The sequence below is a fragment of the Streptomyces sp. NBC_01445 genome (genome assembly GCF_035918235.1).
Lineage (GTDB): Bacteria > Actinomycetota > Actinomycetes > Streptomycetales > Streptomycetaceae > Streptomyces.
Window position 1 is genome coordinate 8,215,001 of record NZ_CP109485.1, and the last position, 20,910, is coordinate 8,235,910.

Consider the following 20,910-nt stretch of genomic DNA (forward strand, 5'->3'; position numbering starts at 1 on the left):
TTGACTAAGGGTTCCTGGGTCAAGCTGATCTGCCCAGGGTAAGTCGGGACCTAAGGCGAGGCCGACAGGCGTAGTCGATGGATAACCGGTTGATATTCCGGTACCCGCTGTGAAGCGTCAAACATTGAATCAGGCGATGCTAAGTCCGTGAAGCCGTTCCGGACCCTTCGGGGAAAGGAAAGTGGTGGAGCCGACGGACCAGACTTGTAGTAGGTGAGTGATGGGGTGACGCAGGAAGGTAGTCCAGCCCGGGCGGTGGTTGTCCCGGGGTAAGGGTGTAGGCCGTGTGATAGGTAAATCCGTCACACATTAAGGCTGAGACCTGATGCCGAGCCGATTGTGGTGAAGTGGATGATCCTATGCTGTCGAGAAAAGCCTCTAGCGAGTTTCATGGCGGCCCGTACCCTAAACCGACTCAGGTGGTCAGGTAGAGAATACCGAGGCGTTCGGGTGAACTATGGTTAAGGAACTCGGCAAAATGCCCCCGTAACTTCGGGAGAAGGGGGCCATCACTGGTGAGGAGACTTGCTCTCCGAGCTGGGGGTGGCCGCAGAGACCAGCGAGAAGCGACTGTTTACTAAAAACACAGGTCCGTGCGAAGCCGTAAGGCGATGTATACGGACTGACGCCTGCCCGGTGCTGGAACGTTAAGGGGACCGGTTAGTGCACTTTCGGGTGTGCGAAGCTGAGAACTTAAGCGCCAGTAAACGGCGGTGGTAACTATAACCATCCTAAGGTAGCGAAATTCCTTGTCGGGTAAGTTCCGACCTGCACGAATGGCGTAACGACTTCTCGACTGTCTCAACCATAGGCCCGGTGAAATTGCACTACGAGTAAAGATGCTCGTTTCGCGCAGCAGGACGGAAAGACCCCGGGACCTTTACTACAGTTTGATATTGGTGTTCGGTTCGGCTTGTGTAGGATAGGTGGGAGACTTTGAAGCGGCCACGCCAGTGGTTGTGGAGTCGTCGTTGAAATACCACTCTGGTCGTGCTGGATGTCTAACCTGGGTCCGTGATCCGGATCAGGGACAGTGTCTGATGGGTAGTTTAACTGGGGCGGTTGCCTCCTAAAGAGTAACGGAGGCGCCCAAAGGTTCCCTCAGCCTGGTTGGTAATCAGGTGTTGAGTGTAAGTGCACAAGGGAGCTTGACTGTGAGACCGACGGGTCGAGCAGGGACGAAAGTCGGGACTAGTGATCCGGCGGTGGCTTGTGGAAGCGCCGTCGCTCAACGGATAAAAGGTACCCCGGGGATAACAGGCTGATCTTCCCCAAGAGTCCATATCGACGGGATGGTTTGGCACCTCGATGTCGGCTCGTCGCATCCTGGGGCTGGAGTCGGTCCCAAGGGTTGGGCTGTTCGCCCATTAAAGCGGTACGCGAGCTGGGTTTAGAACGTCGTGAGACAGTTCGGTCCCTATCCGCTGTGCGCGTAGGAATATTGAGAAGGGCTGTCCCTAGTACGAGAGGACCGGGACGGACGAACCTCTGGTGTGCCAGTTGTCCTGCCAAGGGCATGGCTGGTTGGCTACGTTCGGAAAGGATAACCGCTGAAAGCATCTAAGCGGGAAGCCTGCTTCGAGATGAGTATTCCCACCCCCTTGAGGGGTTAAGGCTCCCAGTAGACGACTGGGTTGATAGGCCAGATCTGGAAGCCCGGTAACGGGTGGAGGTGACTGGTACTAATAGGCCGAGGGCTTGTCCTCAGTTGCTCGCGTCCACTGTGTTGGTTCTGAAACCACGAACAACCCCACGTTTGTCACAGAGCGTGGTGCGGTTGACAGTTTCATAGTGTTTCGGTGGTCATAGCGTGAGGGAAACGCCCGGTTACATTCCGAACCCGGAAGCTAAGCCTCACAGCGCCGATGGTACTGCAGGGGGGACCCTGTGGGAGAGTAGGACGCCGCCGAACTATTTTTGAAGAAAACCCCCGTAACGGATGAGAATCCTGTTACGGGGGTTTTCTGCGTTGTGTTCCAAGCGTTGTGCGGCAATTCTTGTTGCACCCCTCTGCACGGCCCCAAGAGTGCTGAGGGTAAGGTCAGGGGGCATCGTCGGCTCATTTCCCCACAGGAGGCCCCCGGGTGGAGGTCCAGGAGACCCGTGTCCAGACGGACCGGGTGCTCACCATCCCGAACATCCTCAGCATGGCGCGTCTCCTTGGCGTACCCCTGTTCCTGTGGCTCATCCTCAGGCCCGAGTTCGGCGGGCCCAAAAGCGACGGCTGGGCCCTTCTGGTCCTGATGCTCAGCGGTGTCAGTGACTATCTAGACGGGAAGCTCGCCCGGCGCTGGAATCAGATCAGCAACCTCGGCCGGCTCCTCGACCCGGCGGCCGACCGGCTCTACATTCTGTCCACGCTCGTCGGACTCACCTGGCGCGAGATTCTGCCGATCTGGTTGACGGCCGTACTGCTTGCCCGAGAGCTGGTTCTCCTGGTGATGGTGGGTATCCTCCGCCGGCACGGCTATCCTCCGCCGCAGGTGAACTTCCTCGGCAAGGCCGCCACGTTCAACCTCATGTATGCGTTCCCCCTGTTGCTCCTCAGTGACGGAAGTGGCTGGATCAACACGCTCGCTGCTATTTTCGGATGGGCGTTCGCAGGATGGGGTACAACGCTCTACTGGTGGGCAGGAATCCTCTACGTAGTACAGGTCCGCCGACTGGTCAGGGCGGACTCCAAGGCCGATTGAGCTCGCCCATGTGGCGGTATTCGAGGCCAGGTCGGCCCGCACTCTGAGATCTGCGGGTCCATCCGGACGGGCGAAGTCGGCTAGACAGTCGTCTCTTCAAGGAGGACGCTTCCGACATGAAGGCCGTCGTAATGGCTGGAGGCGAAGGCACGCGCCTTCGCCCCATGACCTCGAGTATGCCCAAGCCGCTCCTGCCGGTAGTGAACCGGCCGATCATGGAGCATGTGCTGCGGTTGCTCAAGCGGCATGGGCTCACCGAGACCGTCGTCACCGTGCAGTTCCTGGCATCACTCGTCAGGAACTACTTCGGGGACGGCGAAGAGCTCGGAATGGAGCTCACCTATGCCAATGAGGAGAAGCCACTCGGCACAGCCGGCAGTGTGAAGAACGCAGAGGAAGCACTCAAGGACGACGCTTTCGTTGTGATCTCCGGTGACGCTCTGACCGATTTCGACCTCACTGACCTCATCAATTTCCACAAGGAAAAGGGTGCGCTGGTCACGGTCTGCCTGACCCGTGTTCCCAACCCCCTTGAATTCGGCATCACCATCGTCGATGAACAGGGAAAGGTCGAGCGTTTCCTCGAGAAGCCCACCTGGGGCCAGGTTTTCTCCGACACCGTGAACACGGGCATCTATGTCATGGAGCCCGAGGTATTCGACTACGTCGAGGCCGATGTGTCGGTCGACTGGTCCGGTGACGTCTTCCCGCAGCTCATGAAGGAAGGCAAGCCGGTCTACGGCTATATCGCCGAGGGCTACTGGGAGGACGTCGGCACGCACGAGAGCTACGTCAAGGCGCAGGCCGACGTGCTCGAGGGCAAGGTCGACGTAGAGATCGACGGATTCGAGATCTCGCCCGGCGTATGGGTCGCAGAGGGTGCCGAGGTTCATCCGGATGCCGTGCTTCGCGGTCCGCTGTACATCGGCGACTACGCCAAGGTCGAAGCCGACGTCGAGCTGCGCGAGCACACCGTGATCGGCTCGAACGTCGTCGTGAAGAGCGGGGCCTTTCTGCACAAGGCCGTTGTCCACGACAACGTGTACATCGGACAGCACAGCAATCTGCGCGGCTGCGTCATCGGCAAGAACACCGACATCATGCGGGCCGCCCGCGTCGAGGACGGCGCCGTCATCGGCGACGAGTGCCTGGTCGGTGAGGAATCGATTATCCAGGGCAACGTCCGGGTCTATCCGTTCAAGACCATCGAGGCCGGCGCCTTCGTCAACACCTCGGTGATCTGGGAGTCCAGGGGCCAGGCGCATCTCTTCGGCGCCCGTGGCGTCTCCGGCATCATCAACGTGGAGATCACCCCGGAACTCGCCGTAAGGCTCGCGGGAGCGTACGCCACGACGCTCAAGAAGGGCTCGACCGTCACCACGGCCCGTGACCACTCGCGAGGTGCCCGAGCCCTGAAGCGCGCGGTCATCTCCGCGTTGCAGGCCAGCGCCATCGACGTACGCGACCTGGAGAACGTGCCGCTGCCAGTCGCCCGGCAGCAGACCGCGCGGGGCAGCGCCGGCGGGATCATGATCCGTACGACGCCCGGAGTGCCTGACTCCGTCGACATCATGTTCTTCGACGAGCGGGGAGCGGACCTCTCGCAGGCCAGCCAGCGGAAGCTGGACCGGGTGTACGCGCGGCAGGAGTACCGGCGGGCGTTCCCCGGCGAGATCGGCGATCTGCACTTCCCGTCGAGCGTCTTCGACTCGTACACAGGTTCCCTGTTGCGGAATGTCGACACGACGGGGATCGCGGAGGCGGGGCTCAAGGTCGTCGTCGACGCTTCGAACGGCAGTGCCGGTTTGGTGCTGCCCAGCCTGCTCGGGCGGCTCGGTGTCGACTCGCTGACCATCAACCCGGGGCTCGATGAGTCCCGGCCGACCGAGACGCGGGACGCGCGCCGCTCCGGGCTGGTGCGCCTCGGGGAGATCGTGGCGTCCGCGCGGGCCGCGTTCGGCGTCCGGTTCGACCCGGTCGGCGAGCGGCTGTCGCTGGTGGACGAGAAGGGCCGCATCGTCGAGGACGACCGTGCGCTTCTGGTCATGCTGGACCTGGTGGCCGCCGAGCGGCGCAGCGGCCGGGTCGCGCTGCCGGTGACCACGACGCGTATCGCCGAGCAAGTGGCCGCGTACCACGGGACGCAGGTGGAGTGGACGACCACGTCGCCGGACGACCTCACTCGGGTCGGGCGGGACGAGGGGACCATCTTCGGTGGTGACGGTCGCGGCGGGTTCATCATTCCGGAGTTCAGCTCCGTCTTCGACGGCGCGGCCGCGTTTGTCCGGCTGATCGGGCTCGTGGCGCGGACGCAGCTGACCTTGAGCCAGATCGACGCGCGGATCCCGCGGGCGCATGTACTCAAGCGGGACCTCGCGACTCCGTGGGCGGTGAAGGGGCTCGTGATGCGGCGGGTCGTCGAGGAGGCCGGCGACCGGTCCGTCGACACGACCGACGGCGTGCGGGTCGTCGAGGCGGACGGGCGCTGGGTGATGGTGCTGCCCGACCCGGCCGAGGCCGTCACCCATCTGTGGGCCGAGGGGCCCGACGACGCGTCGGCACAGCAGCTGCTCGACGAGTGGGCGGCAGTCGTGGACAGCGCCGGTCGCTGAGCCGCCGAGCGGGCCGGTCGTCCCCTGTCACAGGCGTCGACCGGCCCGCCGGTGGGGCCATTCGGAGGTAGAGGCCACCACGTGCGACGATGTGCGGCATGCCGCAGCAGCCCCCCGATCGGAGCAGTCCCTCACGCCCCGTGAGCCCCAGACGTCCCGACGCCTCCATGTCGCTGCTGACGAACGTGATGGACCACAGCCTCGACGACGGATACGCGGAGGCGGCGGCCCGTAGGAAGGCCGAGGGCAGCGGTGGCATGCCGCGTACCCTGCGGGCCAAGCTCGGGCTCGCGGCGGGGCTCGTCCTCGCGGCGCTCGTGGTGACGGTGGGGGCGGCGCAGGCGCGGGTCGCGGCACCGGTCGTGGCAAAGGAGCGCGAGGAGCTGATCGCCCGTATCGACCGGGAGACGGACGCCGCGGACAAGCTCGAGCGCAAGGTGGACACGCTCCGCAACGACGTGAGCGACCGCCAGCGTGAGGCGCTGAAGAAACACGGCGGCGACAAAGGCGAGTTGGTCGGTCTGCTCTCCGGCGCCACGGCGGTGCACGGGCCGGGAGTGAAGCTGGTCGTCGACGACGCCAAGGAAGCCGACCAGGGCGGCGGAGGGCCGCGCGAGAGCACCGGGTTCTCGGACACGGGGCGGGTGCGCGACCGGGACATGCAGCGGGTGGTCAACGGGCTCTGGCAGTCCGGTGCCGAGGCCGTAGCCATCAACGGACAGCGGCTGACGGCCCTGTCCGCGATCCGCGCGGCGGGTGACGCGATACTGGTCGACAACAGACCGCTCGTGCCGCCGTACACGGTGCTCGCGGTGGGGGACGGCCAGCGGCTGAGTACCCGGTTCCAGAACAGCCCTGACGGCCTGTACCTGCACGCGCTGCAGGAGAACTTCGGGATCCGGACCAGCATTTCCGCTCAGGACGACGTCCGCCTGCCCGCAGCGCCGAGCGTGACCGTACGTACAGCACAGCCGAGAACAGAGAAGGGCACATCGTGATCGCCGTACTGGGCCTCGTCGTGGGAGTCGTGGTCGGACTGTTCGTCCGTCCCGAGGTTCCGGCGGTGGTCGAGCCCTACCTTCCGATCGCCGTGGTGGCGGCCCTCGACGCGGTGTTCGGCGGCCTGCGGGCGATGCTCGACGGGATCTTCGACGACAAGGTCTTCGTCGTGTCGTTCCTGTCGAACGTCGTCGTGGCGGCCCTGATCGTGTTCCTGGGCGACAAGCTGGGGGTGGGCGCGCAGCTGTCCACCGGCGTCGTCGTGGTGCTCGGTATCCGCATCTTCTCCAACGCGGCCGCCATCCGGCGGCACATCTTCCGGGCGTGAGGCCGATGTCCGAGGACGAGAACAAGAACAAGGACAACGAGCAGCACCGCCTGCGCAAGGAACTGCCGGACGAGGTCGCTCCCGAAGCGGCGGACGGCGGGGACGGCAGGGACGACGCGGAAGTGTCGGCCGCGGAGACGAAGAACCCGTCGCTGACCGGACGTCAGCGGCTGGCCAAGGGGCTGTGGCCGCCGCGGGTCTCCCGTGCGCAACTCATCGTCGCCGTCCTGCTGTTCGTGCTCGGCCTGGGGCTGGCCATCCAGGTGCGGTCCAACAGCGACAGCAGCGCGCTGCGCGGCGCACGTCAGGAAGATCTCGTACGCATCCTCGATGAACTGGATGACCGTACTCAGCGTCTGGGAGATGAGAAGCAGCGTCTCGAGGGGCAGCGCACCGAGCTGGAGAACAGCTCGGACCAGGCCGAGGAGGCCCGCAAGCAGACGGTCGAGAGGGAACGGCAACTCGGCATTCTGGCGGGCACCGTGGCGGCGCAGGGCCCCGGGATCACGCTGACGATCACCGACAAGAAGGGCGCGGTGCAGGCGGACATGCTGCTCGATGCGATCCAGGAGCTACGCGCGGCGGGCGCCGAGGCGATCCAGGTGAACGACGTCCGGGTCGTGGCCGACACGTATTTGACGGATGCGAGCGGCGGGAAGGTGAGTGTGGACGGTCACAAGATCGGCGAGCCTTTCGTCTTCAAGGTCATCGGCAAGCCGCAGGACCTGGAGCCGGCGCTCAATATCCCTGGTGGGGTGGTTCAGACTCTGGAGAAGGAGCAGGCCACCGTTACCGTGACACAGGCGCAGAAGATCGTCGTGGACGCCTTGCGACCGGCGAAGCGGCCTGACTACGCTCAGTCGTCGTCCCAGTGAGGTGGGGGCGAATGGGGGCGGTCCGGCCAGGGCATGAGGTTGCGGGGGGTCGGCGCACCGTAAGCGGGGTGCGTGGTGGAAACTGTTTGGCGGATACGGACGTTGTGAGGATGTCTGTGTCGCCGATGTATGGCGGTGTGTGCAATCAGGGTTCGTCCTGCCCCACGGGCGGGTCTGTTTCGGTCAAGGGGAATCGCCCGTGAAGTTGTTTGCGAAGTTGTTCGGCAAGAGCGCACGTGAGGACAGCGGCAATGCCAATGCCACTGCCCGCCATCGTGCACCGCGCACCCAGGACGCGGAGGTGCAGGGGGCGGAGCGCCCGCTGTTCCGTGATCAGGTCGGTCCTCAGGGCGGTGACATTTCGGGCGGACAGGGCGCGTCGTCTGTTGACCCTGCCGCGTCCGGCCGCATAGGTTTCGGAGAACCGTCAACCTCAAGTGCGGGTGGAGGGTTTACCCCCGATCCGTATGCGTCCCATGCCCCCGCGGGGCAGCCGCGGCAGGAGGATCCGTCCATGTCGGCACTGGTGTGTACGAGGTGCGGGAACCGTAACGCCGAGGCGAGCCGGTTCTGCTCCAACTGCGGTGCGCCCCTGCGCGCCGGAGCCGAGCGTCCGTCCGAGACGACCTCGACGATTTCCATTTCGGGCCTTGAGGCCTACGACGCCGAAGTCACCGGTCAGACGCTGTCGCCGGCGCTCTCCCCGGAGGCGCAGGCCGCCGTCGACGCCCTGCCGCTCGGCTCGGCGCTCCTGGTGGTGCGACGCGGTCCGAACTCGGGCAGCCGCTTCCTCCTCGACGGCGAACTGACCACGGCGGGGCGGCACCCGCAGAGCGACATCTTCCTTGACGACGTGACTGTTTCGCGCCGTCACGTGGAGTTCCGTCGCGGGGCCGACGGCGCCTTCACCGTCAGTGACGTGGGCAGCCTCAACGGCACGTACGTCAATCGGGAGCGGATCGACGCGGTCACGCTGTCGAACGGCGACGAGGTGCAGATCGGCAAGTACCGGCTGGTCTTCTACGCGAGCCAGCGGGGCATCTGACCTGTCAGGAAGGTCCATGCTTCAAACACCGAAGGGCGGTGCCGGTCACGGCATCGCCCTCACGGACAGTCGGCTGATGAGCATCGGCACCGTGCTGAACGTGCTACGCGACGAGTTCCCCGAAGTCACCATCTCCAAGATCAGGTTCCTGGAGTCGGAGGGGCTGATCGAGCCGCAGCGAACCCCCTCGGGGTATCGCAAGTTCAGCCCGGACGACGTCGAGCGACTTGCCCATGTACTGCGCATGCAGCGGGACCACTACCTGCCTCTGAAGGTCATCAAGGAACAGCTCGACGCCCTGGAGCGGGGAGAAGCGATCACGCTGCCCTCTACGGGGCGGCCGGGCGACAGCGAGGACGGCCGGGCCCCAGAGGGCGGCGAAGGGCCGACAGCGGCCCGTGTGGGCCGTGACGAGCTCCTTGCCGCCGCCGGCATCGAGTCCCCCGAGCTCGACGAGTGGGAGTCGTACGGCCTCATCGCGCCGCTGCCCGAGGGCGGATACGACGCGGAAGCGGTCACGGTCGCCGAGCTGGTCATGGAACTGGGCCGTTTCGGGATCGAGCCGCGGCATCTGCGGGCGATGAAGGCCGCTGCCGACCGGGAGGCCGGTCTGGTCGAACAGGTCGTCGCGCCACTGCGACGGCATCGCAATCCCCAGACCAGGGCTCACGCCCAGGCCCGCGCGAAGGAGCTGGCGGGGCTGACCGTGAAGCTTCACGGGGCGCTCGTGCAGACCGCGCTCGGCGTGCGTCTGCCCTGATCCGAGGGGTGCTCGCGCGGTGTGCGTCCGGCGATCGAAGAGTGCCCGACTACCCAAACCTGCCGGGCACGTCCTAGGGTTGCTGTGTGAACGAGCTCGACGTCGTAGGTGTCCGGGTCGAAATGCCCTCCAACCAACCGATCGTGCTCCTGCGTGAAGTGGGAGGCGACCGCTACCTCCCCATCTGGATCGGACCGGGGGAGGCGACGGCCATCGCCTTCGCACAGCAGGGCATGGCCCCCGCACGCCCGCTGACGCACGACCTTTTCAAGGACGTGCTGGAGGCGGTCGGGCAGGAGCTCACGGAAGTACGCATCACGGACCTGCGCGAAGGCGTCTTCTACGCGGAACTGGTGTTCTCGAGCGGTGTCGAGGTCAGTGCCCGCCCGTCGGACGCCATAGCGCTCGCGCTGCGCACCGGTACGCCGATCTACGGCAGTGACGGTGTGCTCGATGACGCCGGGATCGCGATCCCGGACGAGCAGGAGGACGAGGTGGAGAAGTTCCGCGAATTCCTCGACCAGATCTCGCCCGAGGATTTCGGGACCAACAGTCAGTGACGCGAGCGGCCGCCGGAAGGCGGCCGCTGCCGCGCCGGGGGCCCGGCCGGACCATTCGGCTAGCCTTTCCCCGCGGTGAGGTACGGGAAACCACTCGTAGGGTGATTATCACTCGGCGTGCCGAGTGTGGCGATCGTTGACGCACCCCTGGTGACTGCCTACCGTCGAGAAGGCAGGTCAAAGAGGAGGTCGGCGTGAGAAGCAGCGGCGACGGTACGGCTGGGGGCGTCGGACACAGTCCGGCGGAGAGCGGCCCGTACTCGCTTCACGGCCACGCGGCCGGTCATATTCCGCGTCGGCCGACGGTGTTGCCGGTGGTCGCTCAGGGGGATGACGACGCGACGCCCGAGCAGGTCGGATACCGGGGACCCACCGCGTGTGCGGCGGCCGGTATCACCTATCGACAGCTGGACTACTGGGCGAGGACCGGTCTGGTCGAGCCGAGTGTGCGCCCCGCCCACGGGTCGGGGACCCAGCGGCTCTACAGCTTCAGGGACGTCGTCGTCCTGAAGATCGTGAAGAGATTCCTGGACACCGGTGTCTCACTGCAGAACATCCGCACCGCGGTGCAGCACCTGCGGGAGCGCGGCTTCGGCGATCTGGAGCGGCTGACCCTCATGAGCGACGGCGCCACCGTCTACGAGTGCAGCTCGCCGACGGAGGTCCACGATCTGCTCCAGGGCGGTCAGGGCATCTTCGGTATCGCGGTCGGCGTGGTGTGGCGGGACGTCGAGAGCGCCCTGTCGCAGCTGCACGGGGAGCGCATCGACACCGGTGAGACGCTCCACGGGAACAACCCCGCTGACGAGCTCGCGAGACGGCGCAACCGCGCGGTGTGAGCTGGGTCGATGCGTCCGGCGGGGCATTGTCAGTGCCGTAGGGCAGCATCGGACATGTGAGAACCGCGCCCACGATCCTGCATCTCGACATGGATGCCTTCTACGCCTCGGCGGAGCAGGCATCGAAGCCGAGCCTGCGCGGGAAAGCCGTGGTCGTGGGAGGGATCGGGCCTCGTGGGGTGGTGGCCACCGCCTCGTACGAGGCCCGGGTGTTCGGGGTGCACTCGGCGATGCCGATCGGCCAGGCGCGCAGGCTCGCTCCCAATGCCGCGTATCTCGTACCGCGCTTCCAGCTGTACCGCGAGGTCAGCGAGCAGGTGATGGGGCTGCTCCGGGAGCTGTCGCCGTTGGTGGAGCCGCTGAGCCTCGACGAGGCGTTCGTCGATCTGGAGGCCGGTGAGGCGGCCTGGGACGCCGCGTCGGCGCGGCTGGTCGGTGAGCGGCTGCGGGAGGACATCAGGGCCGTGACCGGCCTGACCGGCTCTGTCGGGATCGCGGCGTCGAAGATGCTGGCGAAGATCGCCTCCGAGGAGGCCAAGCCGGACGGTCTGTTCCTGATCGTGCCCGGCACCGAGCGCGCCATGCTCGGGCCCATGTCCGTGCGCACGCTGCCCGGCGTGGGGCCGGCGACCGGGGACCATCTGAGACGCGCCGGGATCACCACGGTCGAGGAGATCGCGGAGGCGGGCGAGGACGAGCTCGTACGGCTGCTGGGGAAGTCGCACGGGGCGTCGCTGTACGCCATGGCTCTCGCGCACGACGACCGGCCCGTGGTGGCCGAGCGGGACGCCAAGTCGGTGTCGGTCGAGGACACGTACGACGTGGACATCCACGACCGGGTGCGGGTGCGGACCGAGGTACAGCGGCTTGCGGAGCGGTGCGTGCAGCGGTTGCGGGGGGCGGAGCGGTCGGGACGGACCGTGGTCCTCAAGGTGCGGCGCTACGACTTCTCCACGCTGACGAGATCCGAGACCCTGCGCGGGCCCACCGACGACCCCGCGGTGGTGCGGGAGGCGGCGGCGCGGCTCCTGGAGTCCGTGGACACGACGGGCGGGGTGCGGCTGCTGGGCGTGGGAGTGACGGGTCTGGCCGACTACACGCAGGAGGATCTGTTCGCGCAGGCGCGGGCGCAGGCCGAGGCCGAGGCGCACGCGGCCGGGGGTGAGGGGGAGACGGAAGGGGTGGATGGTGCGGGGGATGAGGGCCGGGTGGCTGCCGAAGAGGTCGTCGAGGCCGCGGACCGGCGCTGGGTGGCCGGGCACGACGTGCGACACGAGGAGTTCGGGCACGGGTGGGTGCAGGGGAGCGGGCTCGGGCGGGTGACGGTGCGCTTCGAGACGCCGTACTCGGAGCCTGGGCGGGTGCGTACGTTCCGGACCGACGACCCCGCGCTCGTCCCCGCGGAGCCGCTGCCGCTGGTGGCGGAGGGCGACGTGAGGCGGGTTGAGGCAAGGGAGCAGGGTGCCGGGTCAGGTGTCGTCTGAGGTGCCGGCGATCTTGCCGAAGTTGCGGTCCTGAGGGGGCTCGGGGTCGTCCGGGCCCGTGATGTCGAGCCCGTAGTGGTGGTAGAGCTGGAGCTCCTGTTCGGGGGAGAGGTGACGGCCGACCCCGAAGTCGGGGGCGTCCTTGATCAAGGAGCGTTCGAAGGGGATGCGCAGGGTGCCCTCCACCAGCTCGCTCGGCTCCAGGGGGACGAAGGCGTCCCGGCTGAACAGGCCTGTGCGTATGGCCGCCCACTCCGGGACCCCGGTCGCGTCGTCGAGGTAGACCTCGTCGACAGTCCCGATTTTGGCTCCGTTGCGGTCGAACGCCTTGCGGCCGATCAGGTTTCGCGGATCGACATCGGTCTGCACGGGGCCCTCCAGCTGATCGCAACTCATCCGTAAGCACTACCAAAGTGCACATTGGTGACGGCGGCCACTCGAAGCCGGGGGCATTGTTGCCGCTGGTAGGCTGGCCATGGCTGCTGACCCCGTGCGGGAGAGTCCTCCGGATGACACCGGAGGCGCCGAAGGAGCAACTCCTCCCCGGAATCTCTCAGGCCCCTGTACCGCACGGACGAGGTCACTCTGGAAAGCAGGGCGGGCGTTCAGGCCTCCGCTCTCACCGACGGTGAAAGTCGGCATGCCCTTCGTGATGTGGGCACGCCGGTGAAGCTCTCAGGTTGAGATGACAGAGGGGGAGGCCGTCCGGGCACCCGCGCCGTGGTGCCCCTCGCAGGTCGTAGTGACCAGGAGGCCTCCGCAATGACCGCCAACCGTATTCCGCTTTCCCAGCTGGAGCAGGGAATCCCCTTCGAGCAGCGCCATATCGGTCCGGATGAAGCCGCGCAGGCCAAGATGCTCGCGCAGGTCGGGTACGGCTCGCTCGACGAGCTGACGGCGGCCGCGGTCCCGGACGTGATCAAGAGCGCTGAGGCGCTCGATCTTCCCGGGGCCCGCACCGAGGCCGAGGTGCTTGCCGAACTCCGCTCCCTCGCGGACCGCAACCAGGTCCTCGACTCGATGGTCGGACTCGGCTACTACGGCACGTTCACGCCGCCCGTCATCCTGCGCAACGTCATGGAGAACCCGGCCTGGTACACGGCGTACACGCCCTACCAGCCGGAGATCTCGCAGGGCCGGCTCGAGGCACTGCTCAACTTCCAGACGATGGTCGCCGAGCTGACCGGCCTGCCGACCTCGGGCGCCTCGCTGCTCGACGAGGGCACGGCCGCGGCCGAGGCCATGGCGCTGTCGCGGCGCATCGGCAAGGTCAAGAACGGCGCCTTCGTGGTCGACGCGGACGCGCTGCCGCAGACCATCGCCGTGATCCAGACGCGCGCGGAGCCGACCGGTGTCGAGGTCGTCGTCGCCGACCTCTCCGAGGGCATCCCGGCCGAGGTCGCCGAGCGCGGCGTCGTCGGCGTCCTGATCCAGTACCCCGGCGCCTCCGGAGCTGTCCGCGACATCAAGCCGGTCATAGAGCAGGCTCACGAGCTGGGTGCCGTCGTCACGGTCGCTGCCGATCTGCTCGCCCTCACGCTGCTGACCTCGCCCGGCGAGCTCGGCGCCGACATCGCCGTCGGTACCACGCAGCGCTTCGGCGTCCCGATGGGCTTCGGCGGGCCGCACGCCGGCTACATGGCGGTCCGCGAGAAGTTCGCGCGCAGCCTGCCCGGCCGCCTCGTGGGCGTCTCCGTCGACGCCGACGGCAACAAGGCGTACCGCCTCGCGCTGCAGACCCGTGAGCAGCACATCCGGCGCGAGAAGGCCACCAGCAACATCTGTACCGCTCAGGTGCTGCTCGCCGTCATGGCCGGCATGTACGCCGTGTACCACGGACCCGACGGACTCAAGGGCATCGCGCGGCGCACCCACCGGTACGCGACGCTGCTCGCCGAGGGCCTCAAGGCCGGCGGTGTCGAGGTCGTGCACGGCGCGTACTTCGACACCCTGACCGTGAAGGCCGCCGGGCGTGCCGCCGACATCGTCAGCGCCGCGCGCGAGGGTGGCGTCAACCTCCACCTGGTGGACGCCGACCACGTGTCGATCTCGTGTGACGAGACCACGACGCGTACCCAACTGGGCGCCGTCTGGACCGCGTTCGGTGTCGAGGCCGATGTCGACGCGCTCGACGCGGCCGCCGAGGACACGCTGCCCGCGGGCCTCCTGCGCGGGGACAGCTACCTGACGCACCCCGTGTTCCACGCGCACCGCTCCGAGACCTCGATGCTGCGCTACCTGCGCAAGCTGGCCGACCGGGACTACGCGCTCGACCGCGGCATGATCCCGCTGGGCTCCTGCACGATGAAGCTCAACGCGACGACGGAGATGGAGCCGGTCACCTGGCCCGAGTTCGGCCAGCTGCACCCCTTCGCGCCTGCCGAGCAGGCGCAGGGCTACCTCACGCTCATCCGTGAGCTGGAGGAGCGCCTCGCGGAGGTCACCGGCTACGACAAGGTGTCGCTCCAGCCGAACGCCGGTTCGCAGGGCGAGCTGGCCGGTCTCCTCGCCGTCCGCGGCTACCACCGCGCCAACGGCGACGACCAGCGCACCATCTGCCTCATCCCGTCGTCCGCGCACGGCACCAACGCCGCGAGCGCCGTGATGGCCGGCATGAAGGTCGTCGTCGTGAAGACGGCCGACGACGGCGAGATCGACATCGCCGACCTGCGCGCCAAGATCGAGCAGTACGCCGACGAGCTCGCCGTCCTGATGATCACCTACCCGTCGACGCACGGTGTGTTCGAGGAGCACGTTGCCGACATCTGCGCGCAGGTGCACGACGCCGGCGGCCAGGTCTACGTCGACGGCGCCAACCTGAACGCCCTGGTGGGCCTCGCCAAGCCGGGCCACTTCGGGGGCGACGTCTCGCATCTCAACCTGCACAAGACGTTCTGCATCCCGCACGGCGGCGGCGGTCCGGGCGTCGGCCCGGTCGGCGTCCGCGCGCACCTCGCGCCGTACCTGCCCAACCACCCGATGCAGCCCGCCGCCGGACCCGCGACCGGCGTCGGCCCGATCTCCGCGGCGCCGTGGGGCTCCGCGGGCATCCTGCCGATCTCGTGGGCGTATGTGCGTCTCATGGGCGGCGAGGGCCTCAAGCGGGCCACGCAGGTCGCGGTGCTGAGCGCCAACTACATCGCCAAGCGTCTCGAGCCGCACTTCCCGGTGCTGTACACGGGCCCCGGCGGCCTCGTCGCGCACGAGTGCATCATCGATCTGCGCCCGATCTCGAAGGCGACCGGCGTCAGCGTCGACGACATCGCCAAGCGGCTCATCGACTACGGGTTCCACGCGCCGACCATGTCGTTCCCGGTTGCCGGGACGCTGATGATCGAGCCGACCGAGAGCGAGGACCTGGCCGAGCTCGACCGGTTCTGCGAGGCGATGATCGCCATTCGCGGAGAGATCGAGAAGGTCGGTTCGGGCCGGTGGCCCGCCGAGGACAACCCGCTGCGCAACGCGCCGCACACCGCGGCCGCGCTCGGCGGCGAGTGGGAGCACGCGTACAGCCGCGAGGTGGCGGTCTTCCCCGCCGGTGTCGTGGCCGCCGACAAGTACTGGCCGCCGGTCCGCCGCATCGACCAGGCGTACGGCGACCGGAATCTCGTCTGCTCGTGCCCGCCCATGGACGCGTACGAGGACTGATACTCGCGCTGACATGCGTCAGGGCCGGTTCCGGGGTTTCCCGGGGCCGGCCCTTTCGTACGGGGGACGCCGTGGGCGTCCGGATCCGCTCAGGCCGCGGTCACGACGTGCACGGGGCGGTGCGGAGCGATGATCTGGCCGTTGGGCAGCAACTCACCGGTGTCCTCGAAGAGCAGGACGCCGTTGCAGAGCAGACTCCAGCCCTGTTCGGGGTGGTGGGCCACAGGGAGCGCGGCCTCCCGGTCGGCGGAGTCTGCGGACGGGCACGGTGGCTGGTGCTGGCACATGGATGGGATCTTTCCCTGTGAAGTGATGTCGGTGATGGGTGTGATGTCGCTGTCTGTCCTGCGGCTCGAATCGTTGTTCATGGCCGCCCCCCGTTTGTCGGTCGGTCCGGAACCCAGTGTTGCCCCACGGGCGTCAATCCGCAGGTATTTCGTCGCAGCGGTCCTCACTGGATGAGGACGCGTCACCCGTGCGGACGGTTCACCCCAACTGCACTGTCCCTTCGGGTGGTTCGGGGTGGCCTGACCGGGCTAGTCCGGAAGGGCGGGCCAGGGCACGGCTGCGCCCCGCGACCGGTCGGCATCGGTAGCGGGGCGCGGGCGCGTGAGGCGGCCCGGTCGCGTCAGGCGGGTGAGCCCAGAAGTGGCGCGGGGGTCAGTCGATGGGTGAGGACGGGCAGCAGTTCGGCGACCCGGTGTGGGCGGTGGGCGGCGATGCCGGGCGGCGCGGGCGCGAGCGGGACCAGGAGGTCACTGGCCGCGGGATGCCCCGTGGAGGCGTCGGCGTTGCAGTCCCCGTGCAGCCACAGGGTGAGCATGTACAGCTCCGGGACCGAGAGCAGACGCGGCTGGTAGGCCGCGGGCAGGGACTCGGCCTGGCGTAGCGCGCGTTCGGTGGCCGCGACGTACGGGCCCTCGAAGAAGTGCGAGAACGCCCAGCCGTCTGCGGTCAGCATCGTGTCGGCGGCGGCCACCGCGCGCTCCCCGCAGCGGATCAGAAACCGCCAGCCGGCGAGTCGGGTCGGCGAGGGGCCCGCGCTGCCCGTGACCCGGTCCAGTACGTGGACGGGCAACGGTAGTTCGGGGCTCGCCGGCCCTTGGGCGGAGCGCAGGGAGGGGGTGCGGGCCTCGCGGACTGCGGTGGGGGAACCGAGGGCCGTGAGGACGGTGCGCAGGGCGGGCGCGGGAGCCGGAGGGACATGCAGCGGCATGGTGGGTCGCCTCTCATTCGACAGGCACGGTGGATCGAGGGCGTGGCGGGACGAGCGGACGGCGCTGTCTGCTGACCGGGCCAGAGGGGGCGGGGGCAGGTACCGCGAGCGCCAACTCTCTGCCTCGTTCGCGGAGTTTATACGACGCGTGTTCACGCGGTGTTTCGGCTAGCCGTCTCGAAAATGCTCGGCAAGGCGTTATTCGGTCGGCGAGATGAGGGGAATCTCCCGATTTCCAGCGGAGCCGGGTCCGTGACCTCGTAATCTTCACGGCGAGCGGACGGCCGATTCTCGTCGGTGTTTATCACCAGGCTAGATGGAACCAGCGCTTCGACATGCTGCATGCCTCGTGAATGTGCCCCGTGACAACTGCTGCGAGCCTACTCGCCCGCGACGGAGAGCGGGGCGTTATCGATCACATTGCCTGGGCATCATCCACCGTGACACAGCGGCCGGGTGGCCGGGTCGACCATGCGAGGAGGGACGCTTCCATGGGGGAGAAGGTCGTGGCGGGCGCGTTCGACCTGTCCGATCGACGGCACTACCGCAGGAAGCTGCAGCAGTGTCTGGTGGGGCTCGAGAGGCTCCTGGAGGAGCAGCGGTTCGATCGCCCGAAGAATCTGATGGGCCTGGAGATCGAGTTGAATCTCGCAGGGGCCGACGGCATGCCGAAAATGATGAATGCGCAAGTTCTCGAGCGCATCGCGAGCCGTGATTTCCAGACCGAACTCGGAATGTTCAATCTGGAAGTGAACATTGCCCCCCATCGATTGGAAGGCCGGGTTCTCGACCGGCTCGCCGAGGAGCTCAGAACCGGCCTCGCCTATGCCCACCGGAAAGCGAACGAGGTGGACGCCGGGATCGTGATGATCGGCATTCTCCCGACGCTCGCGCCCGATGATCTCGTCTCCGCGAACCTGTCCGACGTGGACCGTTACAGCCTTCTCAACGACCAGATGGTGGCCGCGCGCGGCGAGGACTTCGTGGTCGACATCGACGGGGTGGAGCACCTGCGCTGCAGCTCGGGGTCCATAGTGACCGAAGCGGCGTGCACCTCCGTGCAGTTGCACCTCCAGGTCACGCCCGCCCGCTTCGCCGACGTGTGGAACGCCGCGCAGGCGGTCGCTGCCGTACAGGTCGCGGTCGGCGCCAACTCGCCGTTCCTGTTCGGACATGAGCTGTGGCGCGAATCGCGGCCGCCCCTGTTCCAGCAGTCGACCGACACCCGTCCGCCCGAGCTCCAGGCCCAAGGGGTGCGACCGCGCACCTGGTTCGGCGAGCGCTGGATCAGCAGCGCGTACGACCTCTTCGAGGAGAACCTGCGCTACTTCCCGCCTCTGCTGCCCCTGTGCGACGACGAGGAGCCGCTGCGCGTCATCGACGACGGCGGAGTCCCGGCACTCGGCGAACTCGTCCTGCACAACGGCACCGTCTACCGCTGGAACCGGCCCGTGTACGGGATAGCCGACGGCAAGCCGCACCTGCGCGTGGAGAACCGCGTCCTGCCCGCGGGCCCCACCGTCACCGACGTCATCGCGAACGTCGCGTTCTACTACGGCGTCGTACGCGCCCTCGCCGAGGACGCCCGCCCCGTCTGGACCCGTCTGCCCTTCGACGCGGCGGCCCGCAACTTCGACGAGGCGTGCCGGTACGGGATCGAGGCGAGCCTGGACTGGCCGCGCCGGGGCCGTTTCGGCGGGGTCGAGAAGGTGCCCGTCGTGACGCTCGTACGGGACGAGCTGCTGCCGCTGGCCGCCGCCGGGCTCGACGCCTGGGGGGTCGAGGCGGCCGACCGTGACTTCTACCTCGGGGTGATCGAGGAGCGCTGCCGGCGGCGGGTCAACGGGGCGTCGTGGCAGGCGGCCACGTTCCACCGCGCGCTGGAGAGCGGCCTGGAGCGCGACGCGGCGCTCGCGGCGACCACCCGGCGCTACTGCGAGCTGATGCACGCCGGGGACCCGGTGCACACGTGGCTGGTGGGGCTCCCGGCACCGGCGGTGCAACTGGGCTGATGGGCATGTCGGTTGAGCCCGGTCAGCCCTTGGCGCCCGCCTCCACGATCGCCTTGAGGATCACCGCGTGGATCTGGGCCGGGTCGCTGACCTGGTGACCGGAGCCGCCGGTGGCCCCGGCGATCTGCTCGACCTCGTCCTTGTCGGCGTCCGGGCCGACCGCGATGGCGATGAGCGGCACCGGGTGCTGAGGGTCGGCGAGACTCTGGAGCCGCGAGACGAGATGGCTGCGCGAGATGGAGCCGAGGTCCTGGTTCGCGCCGTCGGTCACGACCACGAGGGCGTTGAACTTGCCGCTCCGGTAGGACGACGTCGCCTCCTCGTAGGCCGCGAGCGTCGTGTCGTAAAGACCCGTGGCGCCGCCCGGAACAGGCTGGAGACCGCTGAACGCCTCGGACAGCCTGTCGCGCTGGGTGCCGCCGCCCTTGCGGTCGCCGAGGCGCTCGGTGGGGACGAGCTTGCGGTAGTCGCGGTTCCCGTCGAGGAGCGTGGCGAACTCCCACAGGCCGATCTCGTCCTCGGGCGTGAACGTGGCGAGCGCCTGGAGCATCGACGCCTTCGTGACCTCCATACGGGACTGGTTGCGGCCCGGCACGTAGTTCGCCATGGAGGCGGAGGCGTCCACGACCACGGTGATCCGGGCACTCTGCACCGTGATCGTCCACACGCCGAGGGTTTCCTGGAGCTCCTTGTCCGTCGGCGGCTCGGAGTCCGACGTCGCGTACGGCTGCGGGCTGCGGCCGCCCGCCCCGGCGACCACGGCGTCCGAGGGCTCCTCGTCGTCCGTCCGGAAGCCGTGCCTGTCCAGGATCCGGATGCCGGCGTCCTCGCCGAGCAGGGTCATGAAGCGGATGGCGGCCCGCCGCTCGTCCGTCGACTTGTCGCCTTCATCGACCAGGGCGAACGGGAAGTCGAGCTGCGGCGAGCCGTCCTTCGGGTAGAAGAGGTCGAGCCCGTCCTTGTCGCCGGCGGTCGCGTTGTACCGGAAGGAGGACTGCTCGGAGAGGAACAGCGCCTGGTTGCGGCGCGGATTGCCCTGCTCGGTGCCGGAGGAGTCGCGCGCCAGGGTGTCGGTCAGCCGGCCGTCGCTGTCGGTGGTGCGCTGCGAGAGCGCCTTGGCCATGGCGGCGGCCTGGGTGTCGCCCTCCGACCCGGACTTCTTGGTGGAGGCGCCCAGCTGGGTCAGGGCGAGGAGACCGGTCGCGCTGCGCGCGGGGTCGGCGGTCCCGAGCCGCAGCTTGTCGCCCTCCATGGCCGCGCCGGTCAACTGCGCCCAGGTGTAATGCTTCGCGGGCCAGCCCATGCTCTTCGCGGCCGACGGCACCATGCTGATGCCGATGGGGGAGGAGGCTATGTTGCCCATCGCCGTGACCGGGGTGGCGTTCCCGCCGAGGCCGGCGCGCTGGATCCACAGACTCGAATCCGGCACCCACGCCTCGTAGTCTCCTGCGCCCTTCCCGCCCTTCCGCAGGGAATCGGCGATCTTGTACGAGTCGCCCGCCTGCACGCGGGTGTCGAGGCACTGCCCGTCGGAGGTCAGATGCTTCTTGCGGGCGAGGTCCGCGGCGTCGCGCAGCGCGGGGGCGACATCGGGCGAGGCAGCGATGTCGAGGTGGACCGTCTTGCCGTCGCAGGCCCCGCCGAAGGAGAGCAGGCCGCTCCTGGCCGCGAGAGCCGTGCCCCCGGCGACCACCAGGACCAGCGCCGTCGCGATGGCCACGGTCCGGCCGCGCGTGCGAGGGCGGGGGCCGACCGCGTCCGTCCCATACTCGTCGGGCAAGCTGTGACGTCCCATGCGGTGGTGCCCTTCCTTCGGTCTGGCCCGACGGAAGGGGAGAG

Annotated in this window: 16 protein-coding genes, 2 rRNA genes and 1 riboswitch (1 of these 19 running past the window's edge); of the genes, 14 read left to right on the top strand and 4 right to left on the bottom strand. The window is 67.8% G+C overall.

Annotation, left to right across the window (positions count from 1 at the left end; genetic code table 11):
* The 12 genes from OG574_RS37380 to OG574_RS37435 form a co-directional block, all read left to right on the top strand.
* Positions 1–1,706 (top strand): 23S ribosomal RNA (locus tag OG574_RS37380) (it extends 1,417 nt beyond the left edge of the window).
* Between the two features lie 89 nt (positions 1,707–1,795).
* Positions 1,796–1,912, top strand: a 5S ribosomal RNA gene (gene rrf / locus OG574_RS37385).
* Between the two features lie 172 nt (positions 1,913–2,084).
* Positions 2,085–2,693, top strand: coding sequence for a CDP-alcohol phosphatidyltransferase family protein (locus OG574_RS37390; RefSeq protein WP_100597647.1), 609 nt, complete (start codon positions 2,085–2,087; stop codon positions 2,691–2,693).
* Between the two features lie 116 nt (positions 2,694–2,809).
* Entirely contained in the window at positions 2,810–5,305 is a 2,496-nt protein-coding gene (locus OG574_RS37395; protein WP_100597646.1) for a mannose-1-phosphate guanyltransferase, read from the top strand.
* Positions 5,306–5,394: 89 nt separating this feature from the next.
* Positions 5,395–6,303, top strand: coding sequence for a DUF881 domain-containing protein (locus tag OG574_RS37400; protein ID WP_326776805.1), 909 nt, complete (start codon positions 5,395–5,397; stop codon positions 6,301–6,303).
* Complete coding sequence (locus tag OG574_RS37405) at positions 6,300–6,632, top strand: small basic family protein (protein ID WP_100597644.1); 333 nt, start codon at positions 6,300–6,302, stop codon at positions 6,630–6,632. The genes OG574_RS37400 and OG574_RS37405 overlap by 4 nt, the downstream gene beginning before the upstream one ends.
* 5 nt (positions 6,633–6,637) lie before the next feature.
* Entirely contained in the window at positions 6,638–7,507 is an 870-nt protein-coding gene (locus OG574_RS37410) for a DUF881 domain-containing protein (RefSeq protein ID WP_326776806.1), read from the top strand.
* Between the two features lie 82 nt (positions 7,508–7,589).
* The gene (locus tag OG574_RS37415; RefSeq protein ID WP_326778746.1) at positions 7,590–8,552 is read left to right on the top strand and encodes an FHA domain-containing protein; all 963 of its coding nucleotides are present in this window, start codon (positions 7,590–7,592) and stop codon (positions 8,550–8,552) included.
* Between the two features lie 16 nt (positions 8,553–8,568).
* Positions 8,569–9,312, top strand: coding sequence for a transcriptional regulator FtsR (gene ftsR, locus OG574_RS37420; RefSeq protein WP_326776807.1), 744 nt, complete (start codon positions 8,569–8,571; stop codon positions 9,310–9,312).
* A gap of 86 nt (positions 9,313–9,398) precedes the next feature.
* Entirely contained in the window at positions 9,399–9,872 is a 474-nt protein-coding gene (locus tag OG574_RS37425; RefSeq protein ID WP_100597640.1) for a bifunctional nuclease family protein, read from the top strand.
* Between the two features lie 194 nt (positions 9,873–10,066).
* The gene (locus tag OG574_RS37430; protein WP_326776808.1) at positions 10,067–10,711 is read left to right on the top strand and encodes a MerR family transcriptional regulator; all 645 of its coding nucleotides are present in this window, start codon (positions 10,067–10,069) and stop codon (positions 10,709–10,711) included.
* Positions 10,712–10,767: 56 nt separating this feature from the next.
* Positions 10,768–12,195, top strand: coding sequence for a DNA polymerase IV (locus OG574_RS37435; RefSeq protein WP_326776809.1), 1,428 nt, complete (start codon positions 10,768–10,770; stop codon positions 12,193–12,195).
* On the opposite strand, the gene OG574_RS37440 is transcribed toward OG574_RS37435, so the two are convergent.
* On the bottom strand, positions 12,181–12,564 hold the full coding sequence (locus OG574_RS37440; protein WP_326776810.1) for a PRC-barrel domain-containing protein: 384 nt from the start codon (positions 12,562–12,564) through the stop codon (positions 12,181–12,183). The genes OG574_RS37435 and OG574_RS37440 overlap by 15 nt on opposite strands.
* A 114-nt stretch (positions 12,565–12,678) precedes the next feature.
* Positions 12,679–12,774, top strand: a riboswitch (glycine riboswitch).
* A gap of 183 nt (positions 12,775–12,957) precedes the next feature.
* On the opposite strand from OG574_RS37440, the gene gcvP reads away from it, so the two are divergent.
* Positions 12,958–15,843 carry an aminomethyl-transferring glycine dehydrogenase gene (gcvP, locus tag OG574_RS37445; RefSeq protein ID WP_326776811.1) on the top strand — a complete coding sequence of 962 codons (2,886 nt, stop codon included), beginning with the start codon at positions 12,958–12,960 and terminating at the stop codon, positions 15,841–15,843.
* 89 nt (positions 15,844–15,932) lie between these two features.
* On the opposite strand, the gene OG574_RS37450 is transcribed toward gcvP, so the two are convergent.
* Entirely contained in the window at positions 15,933–16,130 is a 198-nt protein-coding gene (locus tag OG574_RS37450) for a DUF5999 family protein (RefSeq protein ID WP_165914281.1), read from the bottom strand.
* Positions 16,131–16,471: 341 nt separating this feature from the next.
* Positions 16,472–17,059, bottom strand: a complete 588-nt coding sequence (locus OG574_RS37455; protein WP_100597634.1) for a hypothetical protein — start codon at positions 17,057–17,059, stop codon at positions 16,472–16,474.
* A 491-nt stretch (positions 17,060–17,550) separates the two neighbouring features.
* On the opposite strand from OG574_RS37455, the gene OG574_RS37460 reads away from it, so the two are divergent.
* A complete protein-coding gene (locus tag OG574_RS37460; RefSeq protein ID WP_326776812.1) occupies positions 17,551–19,071 on the top strand; it encodes a glutamate-cysteine ligase family protein in 1,521 nt (506 codons plus the stop codon).
* A gap of 22 nt (positions 19,072–19,093) precedes the next feature.
* Here the strand turns inward: OG574_RS37460 and OG574_RS37465 are convergent, their stop codons facing one another.
* Entirely contained in the window at positions 19,094–20,866 is a 1,773-nt protein-coding gene (locus tag OG574_RS37465; RefSeq protein WP_326776813.1) for a substrate-binding and VWA domain-containing protein, read from the bottom strand.
* Between the last annotated feature and the right edge of the window lie 44 nt (positions 20,867–20,910).

Excerpts from the sequence above, each read along its gene's own strand:
- OG574_RS37395 (WP_100597646.1), top strand. The coding sequence starts at position 2,810 with ATGAAGGCCGTCGTAATGGCTGGAGGCGAAGGCACGCGCCTTCGCCCC.
- OG574_RS37400 (WP_326776805.1), top strand. The coding sequence starts at position 5,395 with ATGTGCGGCATGCCGCAGCAGCCCCCCGATCGGAGCAGTCCCTCACGC.
- OG574_RS37410 (WP_326776806.1), top strand. The coding sequence starts at position 6,638 with ATGTCCGAGGACGAGAACAAGAACAAGGACAACGAGCAGCACCGCCTG.
- ftsR (WP_326776807.1), top strand. The coding sequence starts at position 8,569 with ATGCTTCAAACACCGAAGGGCGGTGCCGGTCACGGCATCGCCCTCACG.
- gcvP (WP_326776811.1), top strand. The coding sequence starts at position 12,958 with ATGACCGCCAACCGTATTCCGCTTTCCCAGCTGGAGCAGGGAATCCCC.
- OG574_RS37450 (WP_165914281.1), bottom strand. The coding sequence starts at position 16,130 with ATGTGCCAGCACCAGCCACCGTGCCCGTCCGCAGACTCCGCCGACCGG.
- OG574_RS37455 (WP_100597634.1), bottom strand. The coding sequence starts at position 17,059 with ATGCCGCTGCATGTCCCTCCGGCTCCCGCGCCCGCCCTGCGCACCGTC.
- OG574_RS37460 (WP_326776812.1), top strand. The coding sequence starts at position 17,551 with ATGGGGGAGAAGGTCGTGGCGGGCGCGTTCGACCTGTCCGATCGACGG.
- OG574_RS37465 (WP_326776813.1), bottom strand. The coding sequence starts at position 20,866 with ATGGGACGTCACAGCTTGCCCGACGAGTATGGGACGGACGCGGTCGGC.